The sequence below is a fragment of the Micromonospora sp. SCSIO 07396 genome (assembly GCF_053667945.1).
Window position 1 is genome coordinate 5,748,841 of sequence record NZ_CM132210.1, and the last position, 26,743, is coordinate 5,775,583.

Consider the following 26,743-nt stretch of genomic DNA (forward strand, 5'->3'; position numbering starts at 1 on the left):
CACGACGGCCCGGCGCGAAAGGGTGCTCCGCGCCGGGCCGTTCGCCGTCGTACCGGTCAGTTGGCCGTGCAGGTGGCCGTGGCACCGGGGCCGGTGCCGTTGCCCTGGAAGCCGAAGTTGGTCGACTGCCCGGCACCGACCTGCCCGTTGTAGCTCACGTTGGTGAACCGGACGGTCCCGCTGGTGCCGCTGGACTGTGCGCTCCAGGTGCTGGTGACGCTGGCACCGCCGGGCAGGCTGATGCTGACGTTCCAGCCGTTGAGGGCGGTGGCGCCGGCGGTGACCGTAACGCTCGCCGTGAAGCCGCCGTTCCACTGGTTGACCACCACCGACGCGGTGCAGCCGTTGCCGGCCGGCGGCGGCGTGGTGGGGGGCGCCGTGGTGGGGGGCGGGGTCGTCGGCGGGGCCGTGGTGGGCGGCGCGGTGGTCGGCGGGGTCGTCACCGGCGGGTTGGGTGCGCCGTTGGCCAGACTGAAGGCCAGGTCCGGCTGGAAGGAACCGGCGGTGTAGCGGCAGCCGTCGGCCTCACCCGGCGGCTTCACCCAGAGGTACGCGTCGATGTTGTTGTCGCCGGTGTTGGTCGTCGGGTACTGCCCGATACGCCGGTCGGTGTTGTCGTCGCCGCACCAGTCACCGCTGGCTCCGCCGTTGCGGCTGGTGTCGATGACCTGGCGCTTGCCCGAGATGCCCATGCCGTTGAGGGCGTTGATGACGTTCCGGCCGAAGTTCGCCTCACTGGAGGTGGGGTTGAAGTTCGACACGTTGGTGAAGAAGCCGTCGGCGTACTGCACGCCGGCCGCCCGCAGGCGGTTGGCCGTCTCGTTGGCGCTGTTCCAGGTGGAGTGGCCGCCGTCGAGGTAGACCTTGGCGTTGGGGTTGGCCGCCTTGAGGGTCCGGGTGGCCGTCGAGATCGCCTGGTTGCGGGCGTTGATCTCGTTGCTGTTCAGGCAGGTCAGCAGGGCGAGCGAGTCGGTCTCCAGGATGATGATGACCGTCTGGTTGCCCAGCCCCCGGGCGAAGTTCGACACCCAGGTCTGGTACTGGTTGAGGTCGGGTGCGCCCCCGGCGCTGGCCCCGCCGCAGTCCCGGTTGGTGATCTCGTAGATCGAGAGCACCGGGATCTGCCCCGCGGAGTTGGCGGCGCCGACGAACGACGCGGCCTCGGACTGCGCGGTTGACGGGTTGAAGTTGGCGAACCACCTGGCCTGCGGCTGGCTGGCGATCTTGTCACGGATGACGCCGACCCGCGAGTCGCCGGGGTTGGCGGCGACCCAGCGGACGACGGCGGTCGTCGGGTCGCGGTAGAGCGGTCCGGATATCGTCCCGGCGGAGGCGGTGCCACCGGCGAGGACTACGCCGGCGGCGGTGACGCCCGCGACGGCCGCCACGCTGAAGGCCGCCACCGATCTGCGGCGGAGCGAGGAGAGGGTAGCCACGACGTGTTGCCTCCTGATCACATAGATGTTTCTACATGGGAGCGTTCCCACGACGGTAGCCGAGGCGTGCGCCGCTGCCAAGACGTACGGCCCGCCCATTGAGACATCGACCAACTTCACGGGCTGGGCGGGCCGGACGGCAGCGTAACGCCGATGCGGGGTACGGCGACCGGAACAGGGAGGCGGTGCCCCCGCTCACCGGGTCACGGTGTGTGCACCCGATCGACCTTCACGGTGAGCAGGACCCGCTGCTGCCCACCACCGCCGAAACCGGGATAGGGGCGACCGAGGTACTTGCGGGACAACTCGTCGATGTGCTCGCGGGCACCGGCGGTGGAGATGTCCACCACGCTGCCGCGCAGCGCCCAGTACCGGGCCGGGGCGGCGGGGTCGGCGACGCCGATGGCGACCCGCGGGTCGCGTCGGCTATTCCACTTCCTGGGCGGTGCCGTGTCCACCTTCCGGCGCGGGATCGGGGCGACGTCGCCCACACACGGCAACAGCGGCACCGCCGTCGTGCGCGGTGCCGCTGTCGCCGGTGGCGGCCGGTCCCGATCGGTCGCCGGAGGGGGCGGCCGGTCCCGATCCCTGCCGCCGGCCGACCCGCCGGAGGGGAAGGTTCCGTTACGGCCGGAGGGCCTGCGCGGCCGGGGTCCAGGTCGACTCGTCCCTGACGTCGGCGACCTTGATGCCCTTGGCGACCTTCTCCAGCTCGGCCAGCGGCAGCCTGTTGCCCAGGCCCATCCCGCTGACCTGGAGGACGACCGTGCCGTCGGCGTTCCAGATGTTGCAGAAGCCGCCGCCTCCGGCACCGTCACCCGGGGCCCGCCGGTCCGAACCGGGGTAGCACTTCGTCACACCCGGCTCCGGGGACTGGTTCGAGCTGCCGGCCGGCGTGACGAAGATGTGGAAGCCGTCCTTGATGCCGTCCTCGGCCTGGTCGTAGGGCGCGGTCAGGCCCGAGGTGGGCGCGGCCGGCCGGGTGTACGTCGCGCCGCCGAAGTCACCGGCGCGGGCCGCGGCGATGCCGCTGAGGCCGGGCATGGCGTGCGTGCCGGACTGCAACGGCCGGTAGCCGGCCGGCACGTAGCCGACGGTGAACGGCACCGTGGCCGGCTTCGGCCGGCTGGGCTTCAGACCGCCGACCAGGCCGCCGAGGTCCTGGAAGCTGGGCGAGGCCACGGAGCTGGAGATCGACGTCACCGCCGCCCACGCGTTGGGCGCGTACTCCCAGGCAAGCAGCTTGTTGCCCTCGTCGACCGGCTTGCTCGGGTCGAGGCCGACCGGCAGGGTCGCCTGCACGGCCCGGTGCCCGGCCACGGTGACCTTCCTGCCGTTCTTGATCCCGGCCGGGTCGAAGACGCCCGGCCGGTAGACGGTCAGGTACGCCCACAGGCTGGGCTTGCCCCCGGCCGCCCGCTTCTTCTGCTCGATGGGGTCGCCGCCCGCCTCGATCTCGTCGGCGGTGACCGGCTTGTCGTTCGAGATGTGGCCGTCGGAGTAGACCGAGGCGATCTGGTAACCGACCGACGCGACGATCGGGTCCTGCACGTGCAGCGGGCCCGCGTCGTACCCCTGGAAGGTGAAGGTGAACGGCGGGGCGTCGGCCCAGCGGGCCTCGGTGGGTGCGGCGGCCGCCGCACCCACCGGGGGCGGCGCGGCGGTGGTGTCCCGCCCGGCGCCCAGGGTCGGCAGCGCGAACGCGCCGGCGACCGCGACCACGACCAGGCCGGCCGCGCCGGCCGAGGCGAACCCGGCCCGGCGTCGCCGCTGCGCCCGGCGTCCCGCCGCGACGATGTCGTCGGCGGTACGGGTCATCGGTGGCTCCTGACCGGTCACCGCGTCCACCAATTCATGCAACTGCACTGGTCAACTCCTCGATCGAATTCCCGGTGAGATTGATGCGTTCGGCAGCGAGCGACTCGCGCAGCTTGGCCAGACCGCGGGATACCTGGCTCTTGGCGGTGCCCACCGTGCAGTCGAGGACGCCTGCCGTGTCCTCCAGGCTCAGGCCCAGGTAGTGCCGGAGCACGACGGCGGCCCGCTGCCGGGCCGGTACGGCGTCGAGCGCGGCCCGCAGCCGCATCCGCTCGTCGGTGGCGTCGGCCGGGTCGCGCAGCGCGACGTCCGGCATGGCGTCACCGGACGACCGCTCCCGCCGCCACGGCCGCCGGGTCTCGTCGACCGCCGCCCGGTAGACCATGGTCTTGACGTAGAGATCGGGCCGTTCCAGCTTCCGCCAGCGGGGATAGAGCTTGACCAGGGCGTTGGCCACGGCGTCCTCGGCCGCGTGCCAGTCACCGCAGGTCATGTACGCCAGCTTGCGCAGCGACGCCATCTGGGACGTCACGAACTCGCGGAACGCCTGTTCGTCTTCGGCTCTCACGTCGGCTGCCTCCTTGTGCCGGAGGTAGAACGGAGGCACCGGCCCGGGGAGTTGCACGGCCCGGTCAAGTAGTTGTCGGGCCACGCTGCGTAGGCAACCCCGGGGGTGGCCGCGACACCGTCGGCCCGACCCGGTGACGCCTCCTCAGCGGGGCGGCGCGGGTGGGTCGGCCGTCGGCCCCGGCAGGTCCACCACCCGGGTCGCCCAGCGGGCCAGCAGCGCCGGATCGTGGGTGATCAGCAGCACGCCCGCCCGGTGCCGGCGCTGGTAGTCGGTCACGACGGCGGCCACGTGGGCCTGGGTGGAGGCGTCGAGCATGGCGGTGGCCTCGTCGCAGAGCAGGTGGTCGGGGCGGTGCACGAGGGCGCGGGCCAGGCATGCGCGTTGCAACTGCCCGTCGCTGACCGCGTGCGGACGCCGGGTGAGCAGGTCGGGGGTGAGCCCGACCAGGTCGGCCAGCTCGGCCGTCCGGGCGGCCACCTGCCCGGCCGGCGTCCCGGTGGCACGCATCGGTTCGGCGATCAGGTCGGCCAGGCTCAACCGGGGGTCACTGGCGGCGCGGGGGCTCTGGAACAGGATCGCCACCCGGGTCCGGACGGCGGCGGGCAGCCGGTGCCGGACCCCGGCGACGGGTTCGCCGTCGAGGGTGATCCGGCCGCCGTCCGGGGCGTGCAGGAAGGCCAGCACCCGGGCGAGGGTGGACTTGCCGCTGCCGGAGGGGCCGCGCAGGCCGACCGTCTCCCCGGGTGCGACGTGCAGGTCGACCCGGTCGAGCACGCGCTGCCGGCCGTAGTGGACGGTGACCTGGTGCGCGGCGAGCCCGGCGGGCGGATGGTCGGCCGTGGTCGTCATGCCGCTGCTCCGGAGGTGAGCGGGTGGTGGCAGGCGACCTGCCCGGTGCCGTCGGCCGTCGGGCGGGGCGGGGTACGGCAGGTGTCGGTGGCCCGGTGGCAGCGCGGAGCGAACGCACAGCCGGCGGGCAGGTCGGTGAGCATCGGCGGGTGACCGGGCACCGGGGTGAACGCCCGGTCGGGCAGGGCGTCGAGCAGCCCGGCGGTGTACGGGTGGGCGGGGCGGTCGAACAGGTCCGGGGTGGGCCGGTGTTCGACGACGCGGCTGGCGTACATGACGGCGACGGTGTCGGCGACGCGGCGGGCGGCGGCGAGGTCGTGGGTGATGAGCAGGACGGCGGCCCCGGCGTCGCAGCGGCGGCGCAGCAGGTCCAGGGTGTGCTCCACCAGCGGCCGGTCGAGGCCGCTGGTGGGTTCGTCGGCGAGCAGCAGCGGCGGGTCGGGGGCCAGCGCCAGGGCGGTGGCCAGCCGCTGGGCCATCCCCCCGGACAGCTCGTGCGGATACCTGTCGAGGTCGGCGGGGTGCAGGCCGACGTCGTCGGCGGCCCGTTCGGCGGCGTCGGCGGCGGCCCGGCGGGGGTGGCCGTGGGCGCGCAGGGTCTCCTCCAGCAGCCGCCGGCCGGTGCGCACCGGGGTCAGGGCGGTGGCCGGGCTCTGCGGGACGAGGCCGACGACCCGGCCCCGGACGTGCCGGGCGAGATGCCGTTCACCCGCCGCGACCAGGTCGACCGGGGTGCCGTCCGCCGGGTGCAGGTGGGCGTGCCCGGTGACGGTGGCGTTGCGGGGCAGCAGGCCGAGCAGGGCGTGCGCGAGCACGGACTTGCCGCAGCCCGACTCGCCGACCACGGCCAGCAGTTCGCCGGGGTGCAGGTCGAGGCGCAGGTCGGTGACGGCGTGCACGACGGCGTCGGGAAGCCGGAACCGGACGGTCAGCCCGTCGACGGTCAGCAGCGCCGGCCGGCGGCCGGCGTCGGTGGGCACGGTGCCGGTTACGCTCGCGGTCACAGCTGCAACTCCGCCCGTACGCGGGGGTCGAGGCGGTCCCGCCAGCGGCCGGTGAGCACCGCCAGGGCGAGGGTGACGGCGACCAGGGCCAGGCCGGGGACGATGCTGGCCCACCACGCGCCGGTGAGCAGGGACCGCTGACCGTCGTTGATCATGTTGCCGATCGAGGCGAGGTGCGGCGGCAGGCCCAGGCCGAGGAAGGACAGCGCGGTCTCGTGCCAGACGGCGTGCGGCACCATCAGCGTGGTCGCCAGCGCGAGCCGCGGCAGCACGTGCGGCAGCAGGTGCCGGGTGAGCACCCGGGCCCGGCTCGCCCCGCCGGCGATCGCGGCGTCGACGAACGGGCGGGACCGTAGGCTGAGCAGTTCGGAGCGGACGATCCGGGCGGTGGACAGCCAGTGCGTCAACGCGATCGAGGCGACGACCGCGCCGAGGCTCGGCCGCAGCATCGCCACGATGAAGATGCCCAGCAGCAGGTGCGGCAGGGCGGCGACGGTGTCGACGACCCGCATCAGCACCCGGTCGACGCGCCCACCGACGCTGCCGGCGACCGCGCCGACGAGACCACCGATGACGGTGGCGACGAGCGCGGCGACCACCCCGACGAGCAGCGAGACGCGCAGCCCGTAGAGGCTGCGCAGGGCCACGTCCCGACCCAGGTCGTCGGTGCCGGCCAGGTGTTCGGGCGAGGGCGCGAGCCGGGTCCGGGCGAGGTCGACCGCGCTCTGGTCCAGCGGCCACAGTAGTGGTGCGAGCAGGCAGGCGAGGACCGCGACGACGAGCACGGCGGCGGCCACCCCCGCGCCGGCCCGTCCGCCCCGCAGCAGGGTGGCCGGCCGGCGCGGCGGCAGGCGTCGGGCGGGCGGGGCGGCCGGTGGTGGGGCGAGGTCAGTCATCGAGGCGTACCCGGGGGTCGGCGGCGGCGTAGCCGAGGTCGGTGGCCAGGTTCGCGGCCAGCACCACGACGGTGGTGGCCAGGGTGGTGGCGGCCAGCAGCGGGAAGTCCGCGCCCAACGCCGCCGCGACGGTGACCGCGCCGAGGCCGGGCAGCGAGAAGACGGTCTCCACCAGCACCGCGCCGCCGACGAGTTCGGGCAGGTGGGTGCCGACCAGGGTGAGGAAGGGCAGCAGCGCCGTCCGCAGCGCGTGGCCGAACAGGACGGTACGGCCGGGCAGCCCCCGGGCGCGGGCGGCCAGCACGTGGTCGTCGCGCAGGCTCTCGGCGACCGCGTCCCGGACGAACAGCACGAACCACGGGGCCTGGGAGATCGCCAGCACGGTCACCGGCAGCACCAGGTGCCGGGCCACGTCGGCCGGGTCGGTGCCGGTCGCGGTGAGGTCGGTGAGCCCACCGGCGGGCAGCCAGCCCAGGGTGAGGGCGAACACGGCGATCGCGGCCAGCCCGATCCAGAACACCGGCATCGACTGCACGGCGTACGCGACGGTGCGCAGGGCGCGGTCGAAGACGCCACCGCGCCGGTACGCGGCCAGGGTGCCCAGCAGCACGCTGGCCACCAGGACGAGGGCGAGGGCCAGGCCGACCAGCAGCAGGGTCCAGCCGGCGCGGGCGGCGAGCACCGAGGTGACCGGCTCGTGGCGGCTGGTGGACCAGCCGAGGTCGCCGCGCAGCAGGTTGCCCACCCAGCGGGCGTACTGCACCGGCAGCGGGTCGTCGACGCCCCAGTTCGCGCGGAGCTGCGCGAGGTTCTCCTCGGTGGTGGTGAAGGCCGCCGCGCCCGCGTACTGCTGGGCCGGGTCGATCGGGGAGGCCGCCCCGAGGGCGAACATGCCCATGCTGGTCGCGGCGAGCACCGGTACGGCGACCAGCAGCCGGCGGCGGATCATGACCCCGGCCCCGGCCAGCCGGCGACGTCGGCTGGGCGGCGTCACGCCTTCTTCTCCCAGGTGTGCACGTTCCACCAGAGGCTGTTGGCGACGTCGTGCTCGTGCGGCTCGACCCGGGGGGTCACCCCGGTCACGCTGTCGCGCACCACGTACGTGTGTTGCAGGTAGGTGAGGAACACCCACGGCACGTCGGCGGCGAGCTGCTGCTGGAAGGTGGCGTACGCGGCCCGTCGGGCGGCCGGGTCGGTGGTGTCCCGGCCGGTCTGCAGGGCGGCGTCGACGGTGGCGGACCGGTAGGAGCCGGGGTTGAAGAAGCCCTGTCCGGCGAAGGCGGAACCGAACAGCTTGAACGACACGAAGTCCGGGTCGTACGGGGTGCCGTACCCCATGATCAGCGCGTCGGTCTTCATCCGGGGGGTGATCGCGTCCCAGGTGAGGCCCTGCGGGGTGACCGCGATGCCGATCTTCTTGGCGTCGGCGGTGACCGCCAGGGCCAGTTCCTTGCGCAGGCTGTCGGTGGCCGGGTACATCAGCGTGAACGCGGCCTGCCGGCCGGCCTTGGCGCGGATGCCGTCCGGGCCGGGGGTCCAGCCGGCGGCGTCGAGGATCGCGGCGGCGGCGGCCCGGTCGGCGGCGGCCCGGCCGGCGATCGACGGCTCGGCGAACTCGGAGGTGGGCGGCACCGGGCCGAACGCCGGCTCCCCCGCCCCGCCGAGCACGCCGGTCACCATGGCCTGCCGGTCGACCGCCGTGCTCAGCGCCCGGCGGACCGCCAGGTCGCCCAGGACGGGGTTGCCCATGGGCAGCATCACGCCCCGGTAGTCGGCGGTGGGGACCTTGTGCACCTGCTGACCAGCCTGGCCGTCGAATCCGGTCGCCAGCTTCGGCGGCAGCTCGGCCGCGTCGAACTCGCCGGCCCGCATCCGCTGCGCGCGGACGTTGTCGTCGGCGACGAACGCCACCACCACGCCCGGGTTCGCCGGTTTGCCGCCCCAGTACCGCTCGTTCGCCGCCAGCACCAGCCGGTCCCCCGGCGTCCACGACGTCATCCGGTACGGCCCGGTGCCGATCGGCAGGCGGTTGAACTCCGCCTTGTTGACGTCCTGCCCCTCGAACGCCTTCGCCGGCACGATGCCCAGCGCCAGCCGCTGCACGAACGGCGCGTACGGGTGCTTGAGGGTGAAGACCACGGTGGACGGGTCGGGGGCGGCGACGGAGGCGAGCATGTCGAGGTCCGAGCGGAGCGTCGAGTCGACCTTCGGGTCCAGCACCGCCTGGTAGGTGAAGACGACGTCTCCGGCGGTGAGCGGGCTGCCGTCGTGGAACAGCACCCCCTCGCGCAGCGTCGCCGTCACCGTCCGGCCGTCCGCCGACACCGTCGGCAGTTCCCGGGCCAGGGCCGGCACGAGCTGGTTGCGGGCGTCCCGGGCGACCAGCCCGTCGAAGATCAGCGACGCGCCGTCGGGGCCGTAGTTGAGCACCGGGTTGAGGGTCTCCGGCTCACCCGCCGTGGCCACCACGACCGGACCGCCTGCGGCTCCGCCGGTGGACGACGGCGTCGGGGACGTGCAGCCGGCGACGACGGCCAGGACGATGCCGAGCAATGCCGGCACGCGTACGGAGCGGGGCTTGACCATGACGTACTCCTGAGATGTCGCGGTGGAGCACCGCCGCGTCGACGCTCGACGCGGCGGTGCTCCAGGCGGCCGGTGGATCAGGGGGCGGGCGGCGGAGAGGTGTCGGCCACAAGCAGCGTGAGCTGCCGGACCAGGTCGTCCAGCGACTCTCCGGTCTGCGCGCGGACCAGCCCGAGGGCGAGGTCGGCGAGCAGGTAGAAGCCGAGGGTGCGGGCCTGCTCGGTGTCGAACGAGGCCAGCAGCGCCTCCGCCCCGGCGAGGTCACCGCGACGGCGGGCGGCGATGACCCCGGCGGCACGCTGGACAAGGTCGGCGGCGACCGGAACGGGGCCGGTCACGCCGGTCAGAGCTTCGGGGCGGTCGCGCGGGCGGCGTCGAAGCGGGCGGTCACGTCGGCCCAGTCGACGAGGTTCCACAGCCGGTCGACGTAGTCCGGACGGACGTTGCGGTACTGCAGGTAGTAGGCGTGCTCCCAGGCGTCGAACACCAGCAGCGGCGTGGAGCCCTGCCCGACGTTGCCGTGGTGGTCGTAGACCTGTTCCACGATCAGCCGCTGCCCCAGCGGTTCCCAGGCCAGGATGCCCCAGCCGGAGCCCTGCACGCTCTTGGTCGCCGCCGACAGCTGCCCGGCGAAGCCGTCGAACGAGCCGAAGTGCTCGTCGATCGCCGCCGCCAACTCCCCGTCGGGACGGTCACCGCCGTCCGGGGAGAGGTTGTTCCAGAAGATCGAGTGCAGCACGTGCCCGGACAGGTTGAACGCGAACGTCTTCTCCAACCCGACCAACGCCGCGAAGTCGCCCTTGTCCCGAGCCTCGGCGAGCTGCTCCAGGGCGTCGTTGCTGCCCTTGACGTACGCCGCATGGTGCTTGCTGTGGTGCAGCTCCAGGATCTCGCCGGACATGGCCGGCTCCAGCGCACCGTAGTCGTACGGCATGTCGGGCAGCGAGTAGAGGCCCACCAGCAGCTCCTTGAATCGTGGGTCGACAACGGGGCGGGCACTCGGGCCAGGTCGGATCATCGCAGGCCCGGGTACCCGCCACTGCTGCCACTATCGCGTAATTGCCAGTTATTGGCAATAAGACCCGCCACCTCTCACCCGGGCGGCAGACCCGCGACACCGACCGGGCCCGGAACGGACGGCGGGCCCGGAGCCGGGCGGCTCCGGGCCCTGAGGGCGTCCGTGATCAGGAGATGGCGCAGGTGATGTTGCCGGGCGGCGGGGTGCCGTTGCCGGTGGCGGTGAACCCGAACGTGGTCGAGCCGTTGGGGGCCAGCGCGCCGTTGTAGGCGGCGTTGCGGACGGTGACGTTGCCGGTGGTGCCGGTGTTGACGCCGTTCCAGACGCTGCTGAGCGCCTGGCCGCTGCCCAGGCTCAGACCCACAGCCCAGCCGGTGATCGCGCCGGAGCTGGTGTTGGCCACGGTGACCTCACCCTGGAAACCGCCGGGCCAACTGTTGACCGCCTTGTAGGTGGCGGTGCAGCCGCCCGGTCCGCTGGTGGGCGGCGGGGTGGTCGGCGGCGGCGTGGTCGGCGGGGCGGTGGTGGGCGGCGGAGTCGTCGGCGGAGCGGTGGTCGGCGGGGGCGTGGTGGGCGGCGTGGTGGACTGGAACTGGCTGAAGAAGCGCCAGATCTCCCCCGAAGTCCAGGTCCGCGAGTCGTTGGGGGTGCCCGACCCGTCGACCGGGCTGGGGGTGTGGTCACCGTCGAACGCGGCCCACTGCACCGGGAAGCCGGAACGGCAGCCCGAGTAGGTGGTGGTGATGTGGGTGAAGCTGTTCAGGGCCGGCTCGCGCGGGCTCTGTGCGGTGCACCCGTTGTTCCGGACGAACGTGTCACGCAGCGACCGGCCCATCGAGATGTTGAGCACGCTGTCGTGGGTGCCGTGGATGCCGAAGTACGGCACCGGCTGGGTTCCGCCGCTACAGCCGCTGAGCTGGGCGCCGGACAGCACCGCGACCGCGCGCACGACGGTGGGCCGGGCACAGGCCACCGCGTAGCTCATCGCGCCGCCGTAGCTCCAGCCCAGCACGAAACGCTGGGTGGTGTCCACGCACAGGTCGTTCTCGACCTGCCGGAGGATGTCGTCGAAGAGGGTCAGGTCCCGGCCGTTGGTGTTGGCCCAGCCGGCGTCGATACCCTGCGGGGCGACGAAGATCGTGCTGTTGTTGGACAGCGGCAGCAGGCCGTAGTAGCCGGCCGAGGAGACGTTCTGCGCCGAGCCGTTCAACCAGTGGAAGCCGACGACCAGCCGGTACTGGCGGTTGCGGTCGTAGCCGTCCGGAATCCGCAGGATGTAGCTGCGGTTCTGCCCGCTGCTGGTGATCGTGCGCGTCCCGTTGCTCAATGTGGGGGCCTTGCCGCAGCCGGCCGTCGCCGCGAGGGTGCCGTTCGTCGCCGCCTCCGCCGTCGCGGAGAGGCCGCCGTTCAGCGCGCCGCCGACGGTCGCCGCGAGCAGGACGGCTGCGGCGGCGATGGTCGGGAGTAGGTGTCTGTGTCTGACCATTGCTTGGCTCCTTGCCATGGGTCTGGTGTCCCGGTGGTGATACGCGGAGTCGACCCGGCGATGGCCGGTGGACGGCAGGATGCGGTGAACGACCCGCACCCCGTCTCCCGCCTGGGCAGGGCGACTCGGGTGGGCGGACGCGCCCGTTCGGCGCGGACGGCACAACGGCTCGGTGGAGCGGCCCGGATCTGGTCGTCGACCGGCAGGGCGGCGCGAGGGGTGCCCTCGGGTGCCGCTGCCAACGGACTGGGACGACGGGAAGCGTGCCCTTCGCTCCCGGCCGAAAGATAGCAGGTTATCGATAACATGCTCAACCGGTCGCACCCCGGGGACGGTCGGGGCGGATGATCCGGCGACCCCCCGAGCCGAGTCCGCGCCCGACGCGGACCCGCCAGGCACACCCGGGCCCGGCGCGGGCACCGGCCCGCACCGCCACACGGTTTTTCCTGCTCAGAAGCGCCTTTCGCAGGCCGGACGACCCCTTCGGCACAGGCCGTGGACGCTGGCGCGGCACCGGCCCCGGCGGCCGGGCGCGGGGCACACACCGGACCCGACGGCCGACCGGACCCTCGAAACTATCGGTGGCGGGATCCGCAACTTTTCTGCAGATCCGGCCCATCGACGCATGTGATCGCTAACACGGGAGGTGTCGACGCCCGGCGGTCGGGACGGCGGGTGCCGAGGTGCCGACGCGACGCGTCAACTCGGACGCGGATGCTGTTCGTTGCGCCGCAGGGCCTCTTCGAGCTGGTCTTCGAGGATGATGATCCGGCAGGCGGCCTCCAGGGGGGTGCCCTGGTCGACCATCTCCCGGGCACGCACGGCGAGGCGCAACTGGTGACGGGAGTAGCGGCGGTGGCCACCGGCGGACCGGACCGGGGTGATCAACTTCGCCTCGTCGAGGCGACGTAGGAAATCCTGCGAGGCGCCGGTCATCTCCGCGGCGCGGCCCATGGTGTAGGCGGGGTAGTCCTCGTCATCGAACATGTCGTCGGGTTGGGCCATACATACACCTCTGCGTGACGAGGGCCCCGGCGCGGAAGCGCCGGGGCCCGGGGTTTACGGGTCTGAAACACCATCTACCGACAGGTTCGTCGGGTTGTCGTATCCGCACCCGCCGCCATCAGCGGACGGGGGCGCGAGGATCGCATAAGCGTGACCGGAGACCACCTCTCGTTCGATGGAAACTGCGGTGTCCGGCTCCAGAACCACCGTGCATCCTGGAGGCGGGCGATCCAACGGTGTTCGGCCCTCCCTTTCCCTCTGCTTCATCTGTCGGTTACCGGTCGTGCCGTCCGCCGGTGCCGGAGCCCCACGCGACTTCGTGGCCCCGTCCACGTACGACGGACTGTCCTGCCGGGTGAGCCCCGAACCAACCTCAGCCCACCCGTCCGCCCTGAACTGGAAGAACATCAGGGTCTTGCCGTGCCTGGTGCAATGGTCACATCACTGCGACCAGTGTGCCGAGCGGGTCGCGACATGGGTCCCGACCCTTGATGAAGCTCGGTCACGTCGTCGGCGTCTCGACGATCTCTGCTGTCTACGGTAGGAAGAATAGCCGAGCCCAACCAGAATATCTAGCGCTTCGCGCACAAGTTTCCTCGACAACCGCCGGTAGCTTTCTGGTCACCACCCGCACCGGCGTCGTGCGCTGCCGGGGGGGTCAGACGCTGGCCAGCGCCTCCGTCGGCGGCAGGGCGGCAGCCCGCATCGACGGATAGACGCCGGCCACCACCCCCACCACCGCCGCGCCCCCCAGCCCGGCCAGCGTCGAGGCCAACGGGATCACCACCGGCCACTGGTGGTACGCGGCGTAGCCGGCGGTCACGGCCAGCCCGAGCAGCGTCCCGACGATCCCGCCCAACGACGCCAGGGCCACCGACTCAGTGAGGAACTGGCCACGGATCTGCCCCCGGTGCGCGCCCAGCGCACGCCGCAGGCCGATCTCGGCCCGTCGTTCCAGCACCGAGATGACCATCGTGTTGGCCACCCCGATTCCGCCGACCAGCAGCGCCACCGCGGCCAGGGCCAAAAACAGCGACGAGAAGGCGTTCTCGGTGGCGCGCTTCGCGGCCAGCGCGTCGGAGGGGCGGCTGACCAGCACGTCGGCCGGGCTCTGCGGGTTGACCGTCTCGGGTAGCACCGCCCGCACCTGCTCGACCGCCGGCTCCAGCGACCGGACGTAGAGCACCGTGGGATGCCCGTCGAAGCCCAGCTCGGACTGCGCGGCCGGCCAGCCGACCAGCACCGACCGGTCGATGTCCGGCAGCAGCGGTACGGCGGCCAGGATGCCGACCACGGTGAACCACCTGTCGCCGATCATCACCTGCTGGCCGGGGCCACCCCCGGCGGGCACGTCGCGGACGCCCAGCCGGGCCGCCGCGACCGCGCCGAGCACCACGGTGGGGAAACGCGCCGTCGCCGGGGTGAGCCAGCTTCCGTGCTGTACCCGGGCGTTGATGATCGGGAGCAGGTCGAGTTGGCTGGCCAGCACCGTCAGACCGGAGCCGTCGTCGGGGTCGGTACGGTCGGAGCGGCGGACCAGCAGGTGCGTGTTGGCGACCGCGCTGACGCTGGTCACCGGCCCCACCCGCCGGACCATGGCGGTCGACTCCGTCGGCAGCAGCGCCGGTGGGTCCTGGTCGGGCAGCGCCCGCACCTCAAGCATGTTCGTGCCGAGCGCGGAGAGTTCCCGCATCAGCTGGGCCTGGCTGGAGGCGGGGATGCCGGTGACCACGATCATGGTGGCGATCCCGATGGCGATGCCGAGCGCCGACAGCGCGGCCCGGGTGCGCCGGGTACGGATGCCGAGCAGCCCCAGACCGAGCAGGTCGGTCACGGCCAGCCGGACCGGCCGGGCGGCCTCACGGGCCGTACCCGGATGCGCCCGGTGCGGCGTACCCCCGGTGGTGGGTGTGTTCATCGGGGCGTCACCACCCGGCCGGAGTCGGCGACCAGGTGGCCGTCGCGCAGTTCCACCCGGCGGGGCAGGCGGGCGGCGATGTCCCGGTCGTGGGTGATCACGGCGATGGTGGTGCCCTCGGCGTGCAGCCGGTACAGCAACTCCAGGACGGCCTGGCCGGTACGGGTGTCCAGCGCGCCGGTGGGTTCGTCGGCGAGCAGCAGCGCGGGCTGGTGGACCAGGGCGCGGGCGATCGCCACCCGCTGCCGTTCCCCGCCGGAGAGTTGGTGCGGCAGGTGGGTGACGCGGTGCGCCAGGCCGACCCGGTCCAGCGCCGCGAGGGCCAGCGGCCGGCGGTCCCGGCGGGGCACCCCGGCATAGAGCAGGCCGGTGGCGACGTTCTCGGCGGCGGTGAGCCCGGCGGTGAGGTGGAACTGCTGGAAGACGAAGCCCAGCCAGCGCCCGCGCAGCGCGGACAACTGCCGGTCGGAGAGCCCGGCGACGTCGAGGCCGCCGAGGTGCACCGTGCCGGAGGTCGGCCGGTCCAGCGTGCCCATGATGTGCAGCAGGGTCGACTTGCCGGAACCGGACGGGCCGACGATGGCCAGCATCTCACCCTCGGTGATGTCGAGCGAGACGCCGGCGAGGGCGGTGACCCCGCCCGGGTAGCGCATGGCGGCGTCGCGTACGGCCAGCACGGTCACGAGGCGGTCACCACCGCGAGATCCTCGGTGATCCCGTCGCCGGAGACCTCGACCATGCCCTTGGCGAACATGCCGGTGGTGACGGCGACGAACCGTCCCCCGTCGGCCAGTTGCAGCGCGTAGCCACCCTCGCTGAGCGCCACCAGCGCGCCAACCGGTACGGCGAGGACGCCCTCCCGGGTCTCGCCGGCCAGGTCGACCTGCACGTCGGCGGCGTCGATCCCGGTCAGGTCGTCGTCCACGGTCACCGTGACGGCCCGCTTCGGCGTGGCGGTCGGGCCGGCGTCGTCCTGGGTGACGGCGGTGGCGACCGCCGATACGGTTCCGTCGACGGTCTTGTCGCCCGGCAGCGTCACCGTCACCCGGTCGCCCCGCTGGATCGTGCCGGCCTCGGCCACCTCGGCCTGCACGGTGATCACCTTCGCGGTCGGCGTGACGGTCAACAGCGGCGTCTCGGCAGGGTCGCCGCGCAGCGCGGTGACGGCGTCGACCCGGACCGCACCGGGCAGCACGGCCACGTCGCCGACGGCGATCCGGCCGGTCACCGGCAGTTCGGCGTCCTGCTGCCAGCGCTTGATGGCCCGCATCAGCGAGCCGGTCAGCACCCCCTCGCCCTTGCGGACGACGACCCGGGCCGGGGCGGAAGCCGTCGGCGTGGGTGCCGCCGCGCCCTGCCCGGACGTACCCCTGCCCGGTTCCCCTGCCGCGTTCTGCTGCCCGGCAGGCGACGCGGCGGCGGCCTTCACCGGTCGGGAGACCTTCTCCCCCGGTACCGGCTGGTAGCCGATCTCGTACCCCAGCGCCTTGAGGTTGGTGGCGACGACCCGCACGTCGCGGCCGACCGTGCCGGGTTCGGCCAGGTCGCGGTAGAGCGGCAGGCCGCCGTAGAACAGCGGCACCGGCTGGTCGTCGATCCGGTAGAGCTGCCCGCCCCGGGTGACCGTCGCGCCGGCCGGCGGCAGCCAGGTGACCGTCCCGCTCCGGCCGCCCTTCACCGGCTCCGCCCGCCCGTACCCGAGGGTGCCGGTCAGCGACACGGTGCTGGCGAGGTCGGTCCGCACGACGGTGGTGGTCTGTACCGGGACCGGCGGGTCCCCGCCGGCCGTGGCCGGGCCGCGGTGGACCGACCAGACGACGCCGCTGACGACGACCGCCAGCACCAGGATCAGCACCGCCGGGACGACGACGCGGCGACCGGTACGGCGCGGTGGGCTCTGCGCTGGGGACTGTTCTGTTGACACACCGCGAGCATGGCGACGGCTTTTCAGAAACCTGTCAGGTCCGGGGAATCCACACGGGTTCCTGACATCGCGCCCCGATCGTGGGCAGCATGTCGCACACGTTCCGCACCACGGCCCGTCGCTTCGCCGCACCGGCGCTGGTGGTCGGTTGCCTGCTCGTCGGTTGTTCCGCCGCCCCGACCGACGACCGGGCCGACCGCCCACCGGTGGCCTCGGTGCAGAGCCCCACCGCCCGCGCCGCCGGTCCCGCCGACGTCGAGGACCGGCGTCCGCTGATCCCCCTCGACGCCACCAACTACGAGATCGAGGCCCTGCGCGCGGCCTGGGGGCGGTGTGTGGCGAAGGAGGGCGGCCCCGGCTACGAGGACGGCCGGATGGTGATCTGGAAGGAGAGCCAGAACGACCCGAAGGCGAAGCGGGTACGGGCGGCGTGCCGGTCGACGGAGCCGGAGTTCTTCGAGGAGCGTCAGAAGCGTACGGACAACGCGGCGTTCCGCGACAACCAGCGCGAGTGGTACCAGTGCGCCAAGAAGGCCGGTTACCGGTTGACCGCGCCCGACGAGGACGGCGAGTTCGGCATCACCGAGGTCGGCCCGAACGGTGACTTCCAGTCGCCCAAGATGACGGCCTGCCGGCGGGAGGCGTTCAGCAGGTGACCCGCCCGGCCGGTCGCCGGCCACGCGGCGCGACCGGGCCGCCGCGAGGGTGAGTACGGCCGGCGGCCACGGGTAATCCGCGCCCATGGCGCGCTACACGAAACCCGAGCTGCGCGAGCAGCTCAAGGAGGAGATCCGGGCCGGCGACCGGGGCGGACGACCGGGGCAGTGGTCGGCCCGCAAGTCGCAACTGCTGACCCGCGAGTACCAGCAGCGCGGCGGCGGCTACCAGGGGCCGAGGGACGAGCGGCAGCAGTCCCTGCGCCGCTGGGGCGACCAGAAGTGGCGGACCAGGCAGGGCACCACCCGGGCCCGGCACGACGGTGAGACCGACAGGTACCTGCCCGACAGGGCGTGGAAGCAGCTCTCCCCGCAGCAGCAACGGGCCACCGACGCGCGCAAGCGCCGGGCGTCGACCTCCGGCCGGCAGTACGTGGCCAACACCGGCCCGGCCAGACGCGCCCGCCGCAACGTCACCTCGGGCGGCTCGCTGACCGAGCTGACCGTCGCCGAGGCGACGAAGCACGTCCGCGATCTCGACACCGCACAGCTCCGGGCCGCCCTGCGGGCCGAACGCCGGGGCAGGGACCGCAAGACGCTGATCCGTCGGCTGGAGTCCGCGCTGAACCGCCGCTGACCGGACCGTCCGGCCGCGGCGGTCGGGCCACGGCCCGGACGACGACTGGGCGGGGCCGCCGCCGCGCCGCTCGTCGTGAGGCGGCCGGCATCGGGAGTGCATATGCTCCACAGATGGAGGACAGCGAGCAGATCGTGCTGGCCGAGATGCTGCAGTCGGCCGAGGACGCCGCGCCGGTCGAGGCGGTCGAGGCGGTCACCGGGGCGATCGCCACGGCGTTGAACGCGCTCGGTGTCTCCCTACTGATCGCCGATCTCAGCGGCCGGGCCCTGGTCCGGCTGACCCACCAGCCGGGCAGCGTCGGCCCCGGACGCCTGCAGGGCGAGGAACGCGCCGAGGTGCTGCCCTTCGACGGCGGCCCCTACGAGCAGGCGGTCCGCCACCAGGTCCCCCGGATGCTGGCCGGCGACGGGCGGTGGACGCTGCTCGCCCCGGTCACCGAGCGTGGTGAGGCCATCGGCCTGCTGGAGATCGACCTGCCCGACGAGCCGGACGCCGAGGTGATCGAGCGGGTCGCCCGTACGGCGCACGCGTTGGCGTTCGTGGTGATCGCCAACCGGCGGCACACCGACCTGTTCGAGTGGGGGCAGCGCAGCACCCCGTTCACCCTCTCCGCCGAGATCCAGCGTCGGCTGCTGCCCGCCTCGTTCACCTGCGAGGCCGGGGCGTTCGCCCTGTCCGGCTGGTTGGAGCCGGCAGCCAGCGTGGGCGGGGACACCTTCGACTACAGCGTGGCCCGGGACGCGCTGCACCTCAGCGTCACCGACGCGATGGGCCACGGGGTCGCCAGCGCGTTGACCGCCACCCTGGGGGTGGGCAGCCTGCGCAACACCCGTCGCCGGGGGTTGGCCCTCACCGAGCAGGCCGAGGAGGCCAACCGCGCCATCGCGACACACGCCAACGTCCGCGGCGCGTACGTGACGGCGGTGCTGGGGCGCATCGAGCTGGCCACCGGGCGCTGCGAACTGCTCAACGCCGGGCACGTCCCGCCGATGCTGGTCCGCGACGGCCGGACCACGATGCTGGAGCTGCCCGGCAACTTTCCGCTGGGCATGTTCCCCGAGGCGGGCTTCCGCAGCGGGGAGGTCGTCCTGCGGCCCGGTGACCGGCTGGTCGTGGTCACCGACGGGATGCGCGAACGCAACGCCGCCGATCTCGACCTGCCCGCCGCCCTGCACGACATCGCGTCGTTGCACCCCCGCGAGGCGGTCCGGGCGCTGTCGGACGCGGCGCTGGCCACCGCCGGCACCGAGTTGGCCGACGACGCCACGCTGATGATCATCGACTGGTACGGCGACCACGGGCCGCGCCGCAGCACCGCCGGTGCGGACACCGACCGGGCCAGCGCCCCGTCCCGGTGAAGGACGTTCACGCCGCCCGGGCCGCCGCCTCGGCGTCGTGCACCGTGTCGAAGATGTCGATGACCTGGTCGACCGAGGTGATCGACAACACCGTGCGGACCGACCGGCGGACCCCGGCCAACCCCAGCCAGCCGTTGCGTTCCCGCAGCTCACGGTAGGCGACCACCAGCGCGCCGAGGCCGCTGGAGTCCATGAACCCGACGCCGGTCAGGTCGACCACGACCACCCGGGCGCCGCCCTCGACCACTTCGCGTAACCGTTCCCGCAGCTGGGGGGTGGTGCTCATATCGAGGTCACCAGCGACTTCGACCACCGTGCCGGCCCCCTCCCGGCGGGTCGACAGCGTGAATTCCACCTGAACCCCCTTCGTCAAGGCGTACCGGACATCCGGTGACGCCATGCGTCGTACCCACGGTGCCAGATTCCGAACGGGGGCGCTCGGGGACGTCCGCCGGTGTCGGAGGGATGCGGGCGCGTTTCGACGAGTGGCGCAGGGAGCGCGGCGGCTGCTCCTACGACTGTCGTGAGCTGCGTGACCGCCCGGGAGCAATTGCGTACGGCTTGGCGCGCAAACATGTACATAACTCACATGGGCATCTTGACCAGCACTTGATCGTCGGTACGGTCCTTACTCACGCGGCGCGTTTTCCCCCGATGTGGACGTCGCGGCTGGTCTTCGATCGGAAGGCGACACATGACAACTCCCCCAACCACCAGGGCACGCCGGGGTCGACGGGCCCTCGGCCTGATAGCCGCGGGGCTGCTGCTGGCCGGCGTGCTCCCCGGCACCGCGTCGGCGGCGGAGCCCGATCCGCGCGTCGGCCTCGGCGGCGGCTGGCTCGACGCGCAGTCCGCGATCAGCAACCTGGAACACGTCGCGCACCGCGACAAGCCCGCCGGGTTCGTCGACCCGACGAACCCGGGCAACGGCGGGTACTACAACTCGGATCTCGCCTTCGGCGGCCGGTACGCCTTCCAGGGCAACTACAACGGGTTCACCATCACCGACGTCGCCGACCCGGCCGAGCCGACGCTGGTCACCAGCGTGGTGTGCCCCGGCGGGCAGGGCGACCTCTCCGTGCACGGCAACCTGCTGTTCATGTCGGTCGAGGAGAGCCGGGGCCGGGTCGACTGCGGCACCAACCCCAACGTCGGCACCCGGTTCCAGGGGGTGCGGGTCTTCGACATCAGCGACGTCCGCAGCCCGGTGCAGGTGGCCGCCGTCCAACTCTGCCGTGGCTCGCACACGCACTCCGTGGTGACCGACCCCCGCGACGCCGACAACATCTACGTGTACGTCTCCGGCACCACCTCGGTACGGCCGGCGACCACGATGGAGGGTTGCAACAACAACGCGGCTGACGGGGAGAACCCGTCGCGGTGGCGGATCGACGTCATCAAGGTGCCGCTGGCCGCGCCGCAGGACGCCGCCGTGGTGAACCAGCCGAGGCTGTTCCAGGACCCGGTCACCGGCCGGGTCGACGGCCTCCAGAACGCCCCGGTCACGCCCCGGCACCCGTCCGGGTCGACCTGGTCGCCGACGCCGAACACCAACGCCTGCCACGACATCACCGCGTACCCGGAGATCGGGCTGGCGGCCGGCGCGTGCCAGGGCAACGGCATCCTGATCGACATCTCGGACCCGGCGAACCCGAAGCGGATCGACGAGGTGGCCGACCCGAACTTCGCGTACTGGCACTCGGCGACGTTCAACAACGACGGCACCAAGGTGATCTTCACCGACGAGTGGGGCGGTGGCAGCGGCGCACGTTGCCGGGACACCGACCTGCCGCAGTGGGGCGCCAACGCCATCTTCGACATCGTCGACCGGAAGATGACCTTCGCCAGCTACTACAAGCTGCCGGTGCCGCAGTCGTTGCAGGAGAACTGCGTCGCGCACAACGGCTCGCTGATCCCGGTGCCCGGCCGCGACGTCATGATGCAGGCCTGGTACCAGGGTGGCATCTCGGTGTTCGACTTCACCGACTCGAAGAACCCGCACGAGATCGCGTACTTCGACCGGGGCCCGGTCAACCCGAACGCGCTCGTGCTGGGTGGTTTCTGGTCGGCGTACTGGTACAACGGCAACCTGTACGGCAACGAGATCGCCCGGGGCTTCGACGTGTTCGCACTGAAGCCCAGCGCCCACCTGTCGGCGGCCGAGATCGAGGCCGCCACCCAGGTCAAGCTCGCCGGGTTCAACGCACAGGGGCAACCGAAGATCAGTTGGACGCCGAGCTTCGCGCTCGTCCGCGCCTACCACGACCAGGGGGTACGGGCCGGCGCGATCGACCCGGCGTTGAGCGCGGAGGTCGACACGACCCTGGGCCGGGCCAGCGGGTTCGCCGCCGAGGGCAGGCGGTTCGCCGCCGAGACCCAACTGCGGACGCTCGCCGACCGGCTGGACGGCGCAGCGTACGGGACGCTCCGCCAGGCCGTGGTGGACCTCGCGGACACCTTCAACCCCCGGGTCTCCGCCACGGTGGGCCCGGCCGAGCCGACCGGTAACAACGGCTGGTACACCGATGCCGTCACGCTCACCCTGGCCGGCCTGATCCCCGGCATGTGGACCGGCCAGTACTCCGTCGACGACGGCGTGACCTGGGTGGACGTTCCTGCCAGCGGCGTCGCGACGATCAGTGCCGAGGTCAAGGGGTCGGTGCGGTACCGGGCGGTCGACGCGGCCGGCAACACCTCCCGGCAGGGCAGCCAGTGGCTCAAGATCGACCGGACCGCCCCCGAGGTGCAGGTGTCCGGGCTGACCGAGGGCACCGCGTACGGCGACTCCGGCACGGTGACGGTGGACTGGACGGTCACCGACACCGGCTCCGGGCCCGGTATCAACCCGGACAGCGCGCTGCTGGACGGCAAGCGGGTCGCCCGGGGGGCCACGGTCACCCTGTCCGGCCTCCCGCTGGGCAGCCACACCCTGACGGTGACCGCGAAGGACAAGGCGGGTAACACCACCGACCGGTCCGTCACGTTCACCACCACGACGTCCATCGCCGACCTGCAGGCCCTCGTCAACGGTTACCGGTCCGCCGGCACCGTCAGCGCGGGCAACGCCGACAAGCTGACCACCAGCCTCGGCAAGGCCGCCGCGGCGGCCTCCGCAGGCCAGCCGACGGAGGCGGTCGGGCACCTGACCGCCTTCCTCGACCAGGCCCGCGCGCTCAACGCCATCGGGGCGCGCAACCTGCTGGTCCGCGACGCCCAGGCGCTGATCGACCAGTTCGACAGGTGACCCGCCCGGTCCGACCGGGCCGACGGACCGCCTGAACCCGGGGCCTGCCCAGTGATGCTGGGCAGGCCCCGGCCGTTCCCCGGCCGCTCCGGCACCGGCCTGCGGGCCTGGACCAGCGACCGGGCCTGCACCGGCGACCGGACGCGGTCGGCGACCCGGCGCGGTCGGCGACCCGGCGCGGTCGGCGACCCGGCGCGGTCGGCGACCCGGTCAGCCGAGCTTGGCCAGCATCTGCTGCATGCGCTGGATCTCGATGCCCTGGTCGGCGTTGACCTCCCGGGCGAACTGGTCGCTCGCCGGTTCCAGGCCACCACCGGCGGCGTACAGCTGCTCCACCATGGTCAGTGCGCCCTGGTGGTGGCGGATCATCGCGGTGAGGAAGAGCCTGTCGAACTCCGTCCCGCGTGCCTGCTTGAGCTGCTCGAACTGGGCGGCGGTGAGCATCCCCGGCATGAGCGCGTCGTGCGCCGCCCCGTCGTGCGGGCCGGCGGCCGGCACGTTGCGCTCGGCGAGCCAGGTGCGCATCCGGGCGATCTCGTCGCCCTGCGACACCTCGATCCGCTTGGCCAGCAGCGTCACGTCCGGGCTGGTGGTGCGCCCGGCCAGCAGCGCGGTCATCGCCAGGGCCTGGGTGTGGTGCGGGATCATGCCCTGCACGAACCGACTGTCGGCGGCGGTGAACCCGGGCGGTGAGACCTGCGCCAGGTCGGTGCCGGACAGTTGCCGGCCCGGTTGGCCGGGTGCGCCGGGCTGCACCACCCGCGACGTCGGCGGTTGGTACGCCGGATCGTCCCGGCCGGCCCAGACGGCGACGCCCACCGCCGTGCCGAGGACGGCCGTGGCGACCACACCGGAAACGACCACGCGACGGGGCAGCGGCACGGTTCACCTACCAGTCCTGGCTTGAGCTGCGCGGATTCCATGGGCATAGTGCCTCACCCCCGACCCCGCCCACCAGCCCACGAGCCGGTGGATCCGACCCGCACACCTCGACTTTTGTTCAAACATCGAAAAGTTTCCCCAATTCGATTCAAAGTGCTAGTGTCTGCGATCAATCTTCGGTGTGACGCGTGCCATACCGAACCGCCATCGGGAGAAAGTGGCGCGGTCCCCCGGCCGGGCCCACCACCACTGGAGGCACCATGACCACCCCGCACCGGCGGCGACACAGATCCGCGCTCGTGGCCGCCGGCACCGCCCTGGCGACCGTCCTCGCCACCGGGTCCGTCACCCCGGCCACCGCCGCGCCCGTCGCCGACCTCCCGCCGCAGGAACCCGGCGTCACCCTGCGCACGTACGACATGGGCACCCCGCTGTCGGCGCTGTGCACCCTCAAGCCCGCCCAGACGCCGAACGTCGACAAGCTGATGCCGCAGGTCAACTGGAGTAGCACCGACGACTTCGGACTCGCCGACCGGTTCGTCAGCCACGTCACCGGCAACCTGGCCGCCCCCGTCGACGGCAGCTACGCCTTCCGCCTCACCAGCGACGACGGCTCCCGGCTGAGCATCGGCGACACCGTCGTCGTCGACCACGACGGGCTGCACGGGGAAACCGCCAAGGAGGGGACGGCCACCCTCACCGCCGGCCGGCACCCGCTGCGCATCGAGCACTTCGACGACGGCGGCGGCCAGGTGCTCCGGCTGGAGTGGCGTCCACCGGGCAGCGCCGACTTCACCCTCGTCCCGACCTCCGCGCTGAGCACCGACGCCGGGGTGGTCCGGGTCACCGCGCCCGGCTGGAAATACTGCGAGGGGGCCACCGACTCGGCCGGCGACGGCCTGCCGCTCGACCGGGTGCACCCCGGCTACACCCTCACCGACCTGCGCCCCGACGGGTTCCGGCCGCAGGTCACCGGGATGGCGTTCCGGCCCGACGGCGCGCTGGTGCTGAGCACCTGGGGCGGCACCGACAACGCCACCGGCGAGATCTGGGTGGCCACGGGCGTCACCGGCGCGACCGGCCCCGACCAGGTGACGTACCGCCGGTTCGCCGACGGGCTACGCGAGCCGCAGGGCGTCGCCGTGGTCGACGGCACCGTCTACGTCAGCCAGAAGCACGAACTGACCGCGCTGCGCGACACCGACGACGACGGCGTCGCCGACGACCGGCGTACGGTCGCCACCTGGCCGTGGGGCGGCAACTTCCACGAGTTCGCGTTCGGCCTGCTCTACCGGGACGGGTTCTTCCACCTCAACCTGTCGGTCGCGATCAACCAGGGCGGCGCCACCACCGTGCCGCAGCCCGCACCGAATCGGGGCACCTCGATCAGGGTCAACGCCCGGACCGGCAAGATCACGTACGTGGCCGGCGGGCTGCGTACCCCGAACGGGATCGGCTGGGGGCCGCGCGGCGAGGTTTTCGTCACCGACAACCAGGGTGGCTGGCTGCCCGCGTCCAAGCTGGTCCAGATCCAGCAGGGGGCGTTTTTCAACCACTACACCAGCCCCGACGGGCCGTACGACGACAAACCGGTGACCCGGCCGATCGCCTGGCTCCCGCAGAACGAGATCGGCAACTCCCCGTCCAGCCCGGTGCTGTTGACCCAGGGCCCGTACGCCGGGCAGGTCGTCGTCGGCGACGTCACCTACGGCGGCCTGCAGCGGGTGTACCTCGACGAGGTCGAGGGGCAGTACCAGGGGGCGGTGTTCCGGCACACGCAGGGCCTGGAGGCCGGCGTCAACGAGGTCACCCTCGGCCCCGACGGCGCGCTCTACGTGGGCGGCGTGGGTGCCGGCGGCAACTGGGGCCAGGAGGGCAAACTCAGCTACGGCCTCCAGAAGCTCACCCCCAACGGCACCTCGACCTTCGAGGTCAAGCAGATGCGGGCCACCGCCAACGGGTTCGACCTGGAGTACACCGAGCCGGTCTCGGCCGAAACCGCCGCCCGGCTCGCCGAGGCGTACCAGGTGACGCAGTGGCGCTACGGGGCGACCAGCCAGTACGGCGGTCCCAAGCTCGACCTGGAGAAACTCACCGTGACCAGGGCGGTGCTGGCGGCCAACGGGCGGACCGTCCGGCTGCGCATCCCCGGTCTCAAGGAGAACCGGGTGGTGCACGTCCGCTCGCCGCGCCCGTTCTCCGCCGTCGACGGTGAGCAGCTGTGGAACACCGAAGCCTGGTACACGCTCAACGAGATCCCCGGCCGGGTGGCTCAGCCGCAGACGTTCTTCGAGGCCGAGGAGGGCCGCACCGTCGGCGTCGGGATGGCCACCGACCACGCCGCCTACTCCGGTGCCGGGTTCGCCGCCGGGTTCGCCGACGACGGCGCGTCCACCCGGATCTCCGTCGACGTGGCCGAGGCCGGCACCCACGACCTGGCGATGCGCTACAGCAACGGCCCCAACCCGTTCTCCGGCCCCAAGCAACTCAGCCTGTACGTCAACGGCAAACGGATCGGACAGACGGTCTTCCCGTCCACCGTCACCTGGGAGGAGTGGGGCACCGTCACCACCAAGGCGCACCTGCGCCGGGGCCGCAACATCGTCGAGTACCGCAAGGAGAGCGCCGACTCCGGCCACGTCAACCTCGACGTGCTCGCCGTCCGGCCACGCGGGGAACGGATCACCCTGTTCGACGGCGGTGACCTCACCGAGTGGCAGCACACCGACGGGCGCGAACCGGAGTGGACGCTCGACGGCAACACCATGACCGTACGCGGCGGCGACCTGCGTACCGTGCAGGCCTTCGGCGACTTCCGGCTGCACGTCGAGTTCAACCTGCCGCTCTACCCACCGGAGGTGACCGGCCAGCAGCGCGCCAACAGCGGCGTCTACCTCCAGGACCGCTACGAGATCCAGGTGCTCGACTCGTTCGGCATCGACCCGCCGCAGAACAACGACGCCGCCGCCATCTACACCCAGAAGGCGCCCGACGTGAACGCGGCCCGCCCGCCGCAGACCTGGCAGACGTACGTCATCGAGTACCGCCAGGCCCGCTACGACGCGGCCGGCGTCAAGGTGGCGAACCCCCGGGTCACCGTGGTGTGGAACGGCGTCACCGTGCACGACGACGTGGAGATCCTCGGCCCGACCGGCGGCAGCCGGCCCGAGGGCCCGGCGGCCGGCGCCATCCGGCTCCAGGATCACGGCAACCCGGTCCAGTACCGCAACATCTGGATCAAACCGCTGGACGGGTGACCGCACCGCCGGCCGGGATGCGGCCGGGGCCGCCACGGCGGTCCCGGCCGCTCCGCGTTCTGGGTCGGCCGGCCGTCGCCGTTGCGCGGACCGCCCGCCGCTGACGGGAGTCCCGCAGCAGCGGTACCGTCCTGATCGGACAGTGGGACGGTCGAGGGGGGCGAGCCATGACGTCGGCGTGGCCACCCGCCCCCA

Annotated in this window: 23 protein-coding genes; 5 read left to right on the plus strand and 18 right to left on the minus strand. The window is 72.7% G+C overall.

Going from position 1 to position 26,743, the window contains the following annotated elements:
- Positions 1 to 56: 56 nt before the first annotated feature.
- The 16 genes from ACWCHM_RS24780 to ACWCHM_RS24855 form a co-directional block, all read right to left on the minus strand.
- Entirely contained in the window at positions 57 to 1,436 is a 1,380-nt protein-coding gene (locus tag ACWCHM_RS24780; RefSeq protein WP_454220046.1) for a glycoside hydrolase family 6 protein, read from the minus strand.
- 203 nt (positions 1,437 to 1,639) lie between these two features.
- A complete protein-coding gene (locus ACWCHM_RS24785) occupies positions 1,640 to 1,936 on the minus strand; it encodes a hypothetical protein (protein ID WP_454220047.1) in 297 nt (98 codons plus the stop codon).
- Positions 1,937 to 2,060: 124 nt separating this feature from the next.
- On the minus strand, positions 2,061 to 3,302 hold the full coding sequence (locus ACWCHM_RS24790; RefSeq protein ID WP_454220049.1) for a hypothetical protein: 1,242 nt from the start codon (positions 3,300 to 3,302) through the stop codon (positions 2,061 to 2,063).
- Positions 3,289 to 3,822, minus strand: coding sequence for a SigE family RNA polymerase sigma factor (locus tag ACWCHM_RS24795; RefSeq protein ID WP_204958876.1), 534 nt, complete (start codon positions 3,820 to 3,822; stop codon positions 3,289 to 3,291). Before ACWCHM_RS24795 ends, ACWCHM_RS24790 begins: the two co-directional genes overlap by 14 nt.
- A gap of 144 nt (positions 3,823 to 3,966) precedes the next feature.
- Complete coding sequence (locus ACWCHM_RS24800; RefSeq protein WP_454220051.1) at positions 3,967 to 4,674, minus strand: ABC transporter ATP-binding protein; 708 nt, start codon at positions 4,672 to 4,674, stop codon at positions 3,967 to 3,969.
- Positions 4,671 to 5,678, minus strand: coding sequence for an ABC transporter ATP-binding protein (locus tag ACWCHM_RS24805; RefSeq protein WP_454220052.1), 1,008 nt, complete (start codon positions 5,676 to 5,678; stop codon positions 4,671 to 4,673). The genes ACWCHM_RS24800 and ACWCHM_RS24805 overlap by 4 nt, the downstream gene beginning before the upstream one ends.
- Positions 5,675 to 6,574 carry an ABC transporter permease gene (locus tag ACWCHM_RS24810; protein WP_454220053.1) on the minus strand — a complete coding sequence of 300 codons (900 nt, stop codon included), beginning with the start codon at positions 6,572 to 6,574 and terminating at the stop codon, positions 5,675 to 5,677. Before ACWCHM_RS24810 ends, ACWCHM_RS24805 begins: the two co-directional genes overlap by 4 nt.
- A complete protein-coding gene (locus tag ACWCHM_RS24815) occupies positions 6,567 to 7,568 on the minus strand; it encodes an ABC transporter permease (protein ID WP_454220054.1) in 1,002 nt (333 codons plus the stop codon). Before ACWCHM_RS24815 ends, ACWCHM_RS24810 begins: the two co-directional genes overlap by 8 nt.
- Entirely contained in the window at positions 7,565 to 9,160 is a 1,596-nt protein-coding gene (locus tag ACWCHM_RS24820) for an ABC transporter substrate-binding protein (RefSeq protein ID WP_454220055.1), read from the minus strand. Before ACWCHM_RS24820 ends, ACWCHM_RS24815 begins: the two co-directional genes overlap by 4 nt.
- A gap of 77 nt (positions 9,161 to 9,237) precedes the next feature.
- Entirely contained in the window at positions 9,238 to 9,498 is a 261-nt protein-coding gene (locus tag ACWCHM_RS24825; RefSeq protein WP_204958870.1) for a superoxide dismutase, read from the minus strand.
- A gap of 5 nt (positions 9,499 to 9,503) precedes the next feature.
- The gene (locus ACWCHM_RS24830) at positions 9,504 to 10,118 is read right to left on the minus strand and encodes a superoxide dismutase (RefSeq protein WP_454220056.1); all 615 of its coding nucleotides are present in this window, start codon (positions 10,116 to 10,118) and stop codon (positions 9,504 to 9,506) included.
- Between the two features lie 226 nt (positions 10,119 to 10,344).
- Positions 10,345 to 11,664, minus strand: a complete 1,320-nt coding sequence (locus ACWCHM_RS24835; RefSeq protein WP_454220058.1) for a cellulose binding domain-containing protein — start codon at positions 11,662 to 11,664, stop codon at positions 10,345 to 10,347.
- A 699-nt stretch (positions 11,665 to 12,363) separates the two neighbouring features.
- Positions 12,364 to 12,669, minus strand: coding sequence for a helix-turn-helix domain-containing protein (locus ACWCHM_RS24840; protein WP_454220060.1), 306 nt, complete (start codon positions 12,667 to 12,669; stop codon positions 12,364 to 12,366).
- A 658-nt stretch (positions 12,670 to 13,327) separates the two neighbouring features.
- The gene (locus ACWCHM_RS24845) at positions 13,328 to 14,587 is read right to left on the minus strand and encodes an ABC transporter permease (protein ID WP_454220062.1); all 1,260 of its coding nucleotides are present in this window, start codon (positions 14,585 to 14,587) and stop codon (positions 13,328 to 13,330) included.
- Positions 14,584 to 15,240: an ABC transporter ATP-binding protein gene (locus ACWCHM_RS24850; protein WP_088643779.1), complete on the minus strand. Its 657-nt coding sequence runs from the start codon at positions 15,238 to 15,240 to the stop codon at positions 14,584 to 14,586. Before ACWCHM_RS24850 ends, ACWCHM_RS24845 begins: the two co-directional genes overlap by 4 nt.
- A 26-nt stretch (positions 15,241 to 15,266) precedes the next feature.
- On the minus strand, positions 15,267 to 16,511 hold the full coding sequence (locus ACWCHM_RS24855) for an efflux RND transporter periplasmic adaptor subunit (protein ID WP_454220063.1): 1,245 nt from the start codon (positions 16,509 to 16,511) through the stop codon (positions 15,267 to 15,269).
- Positions 16,512 to 16,600: 89 nt separating this feature from the next.
- On the opposite strand from ACWCHM_RS24855, the gene ACWCHM_RS24860 reads away from it, so the two are divergent.
- The 3 genes from ACWCHM_RS24860 to ACWCHM_RS24870 all read left to right on the plus strand — a co-directional run bounded on the left by ACWCHM_RS24860 (position 16,601) and on the right by ACWCHM_RS24870 (position 19,165).
- Positions 16,601 to 17,167: a hypothetical protein gene (locus ACWCHM_RS24860; protein ID WP_454220064.1), complete on the plus strand. Its 567-nt coding sequence runs from the start codon at positions 16,601 to 16,603 to the stop codon at positions 17,165 to 17,167.
- A gap of 85 nt (positions 17,168 to 17,252) precedes the next feature.
- A complete protein-coding gene (locus tag ACWCHM_RS24865) occupies positions 17,253 to 17,804 on the plus strand; it encodes a hypothetical protein (protein WP_281900894.1) in 552 nt (183 codons plus the stop codon).
- 113 nt (positions 17,805 to 17,917) lie between these two features.
- On the plus strand, positions 17,918 to 19,165 hold the full coding sequence (locus tag ACWCHM_RS24870; protein WP_454220065.1) for a PP2C family protein-serine/threonine phosphatase: 1,248 nt from the start codon (positions 17,918 to 17,920) through the stop codon (positions 19,163 to 19,165).
- Positions 19,166 to 19,172: 7 nt separating this feature from the next.
- On the opposite strand, the gene ACWCHM_RS24875 is transcribed toward ACWCHM_RS24870, so the two are convergent.
- Complete coding sequence (locus tag ACWCHM_RS24875) at positions 19,173 to 19,520, minus strand: STAS domain-containing protein (protein ID WP_454220067.1); 348 nt, start codon at positions 19,518 to 19,520, stop codon at positions 19,173 to 19,175.
- A gap of 339 nt (positions 19,521 to 19,859) precedes the next feature.
- Between ACWCHM_RS24875 and ACWCHM_RS24880 the strand changes: the two genes are divergently transcribed.
- Positions 19,860 to 22,409, plus strand: coding sequence for an FIMAH domain-containing protein (locus ACWCHM_RS24880; protein WP_454220068.1), 2,550 nt, complete (start codon positions 19,860 to 19,862; stop codon positions 22,407 to 22,409).
- A gap of 210 nt (positions 22,410 to 22,619) precedes the next feature.
- On the opposite strand, the gene ACWCHM_RS24885 is transcribed toward ACWCHM_RS24880, so the two are convergent.
- Positions 22,620 to 23,291 (minus strand): DUF305 domain-containing protein, encoded by a 672-nt coding sequence (locus ACWCHM_RS24885; protein WP_421489556.1) that lies wholly within the window; start codon positions 23,289 to 23,291, stop codon positions 22,620 to 22,622.
- Between the two features lie 260 nt (positions 23,292 to 23,551).
- Here ACWCHM_RS24885 and ACWCHM_RS24890 point away from each other — a divergent pair, with 260 nt between their 5' ends.
- Positions 23,552 to 26,548 (plus strand): family 16 glycoside hydrolase, encoded by a 2,997-nt coding sequence (locus ACWCHM_RS24890; RefSeq protein WP_454220070.1) that lies wholly within the window; start codon positions 23,552 to 23,554, stop codon positions 26,546 to 26,548.
- Positions 26,549 to 26,743 lie beyond the last annotated feature (195 nt).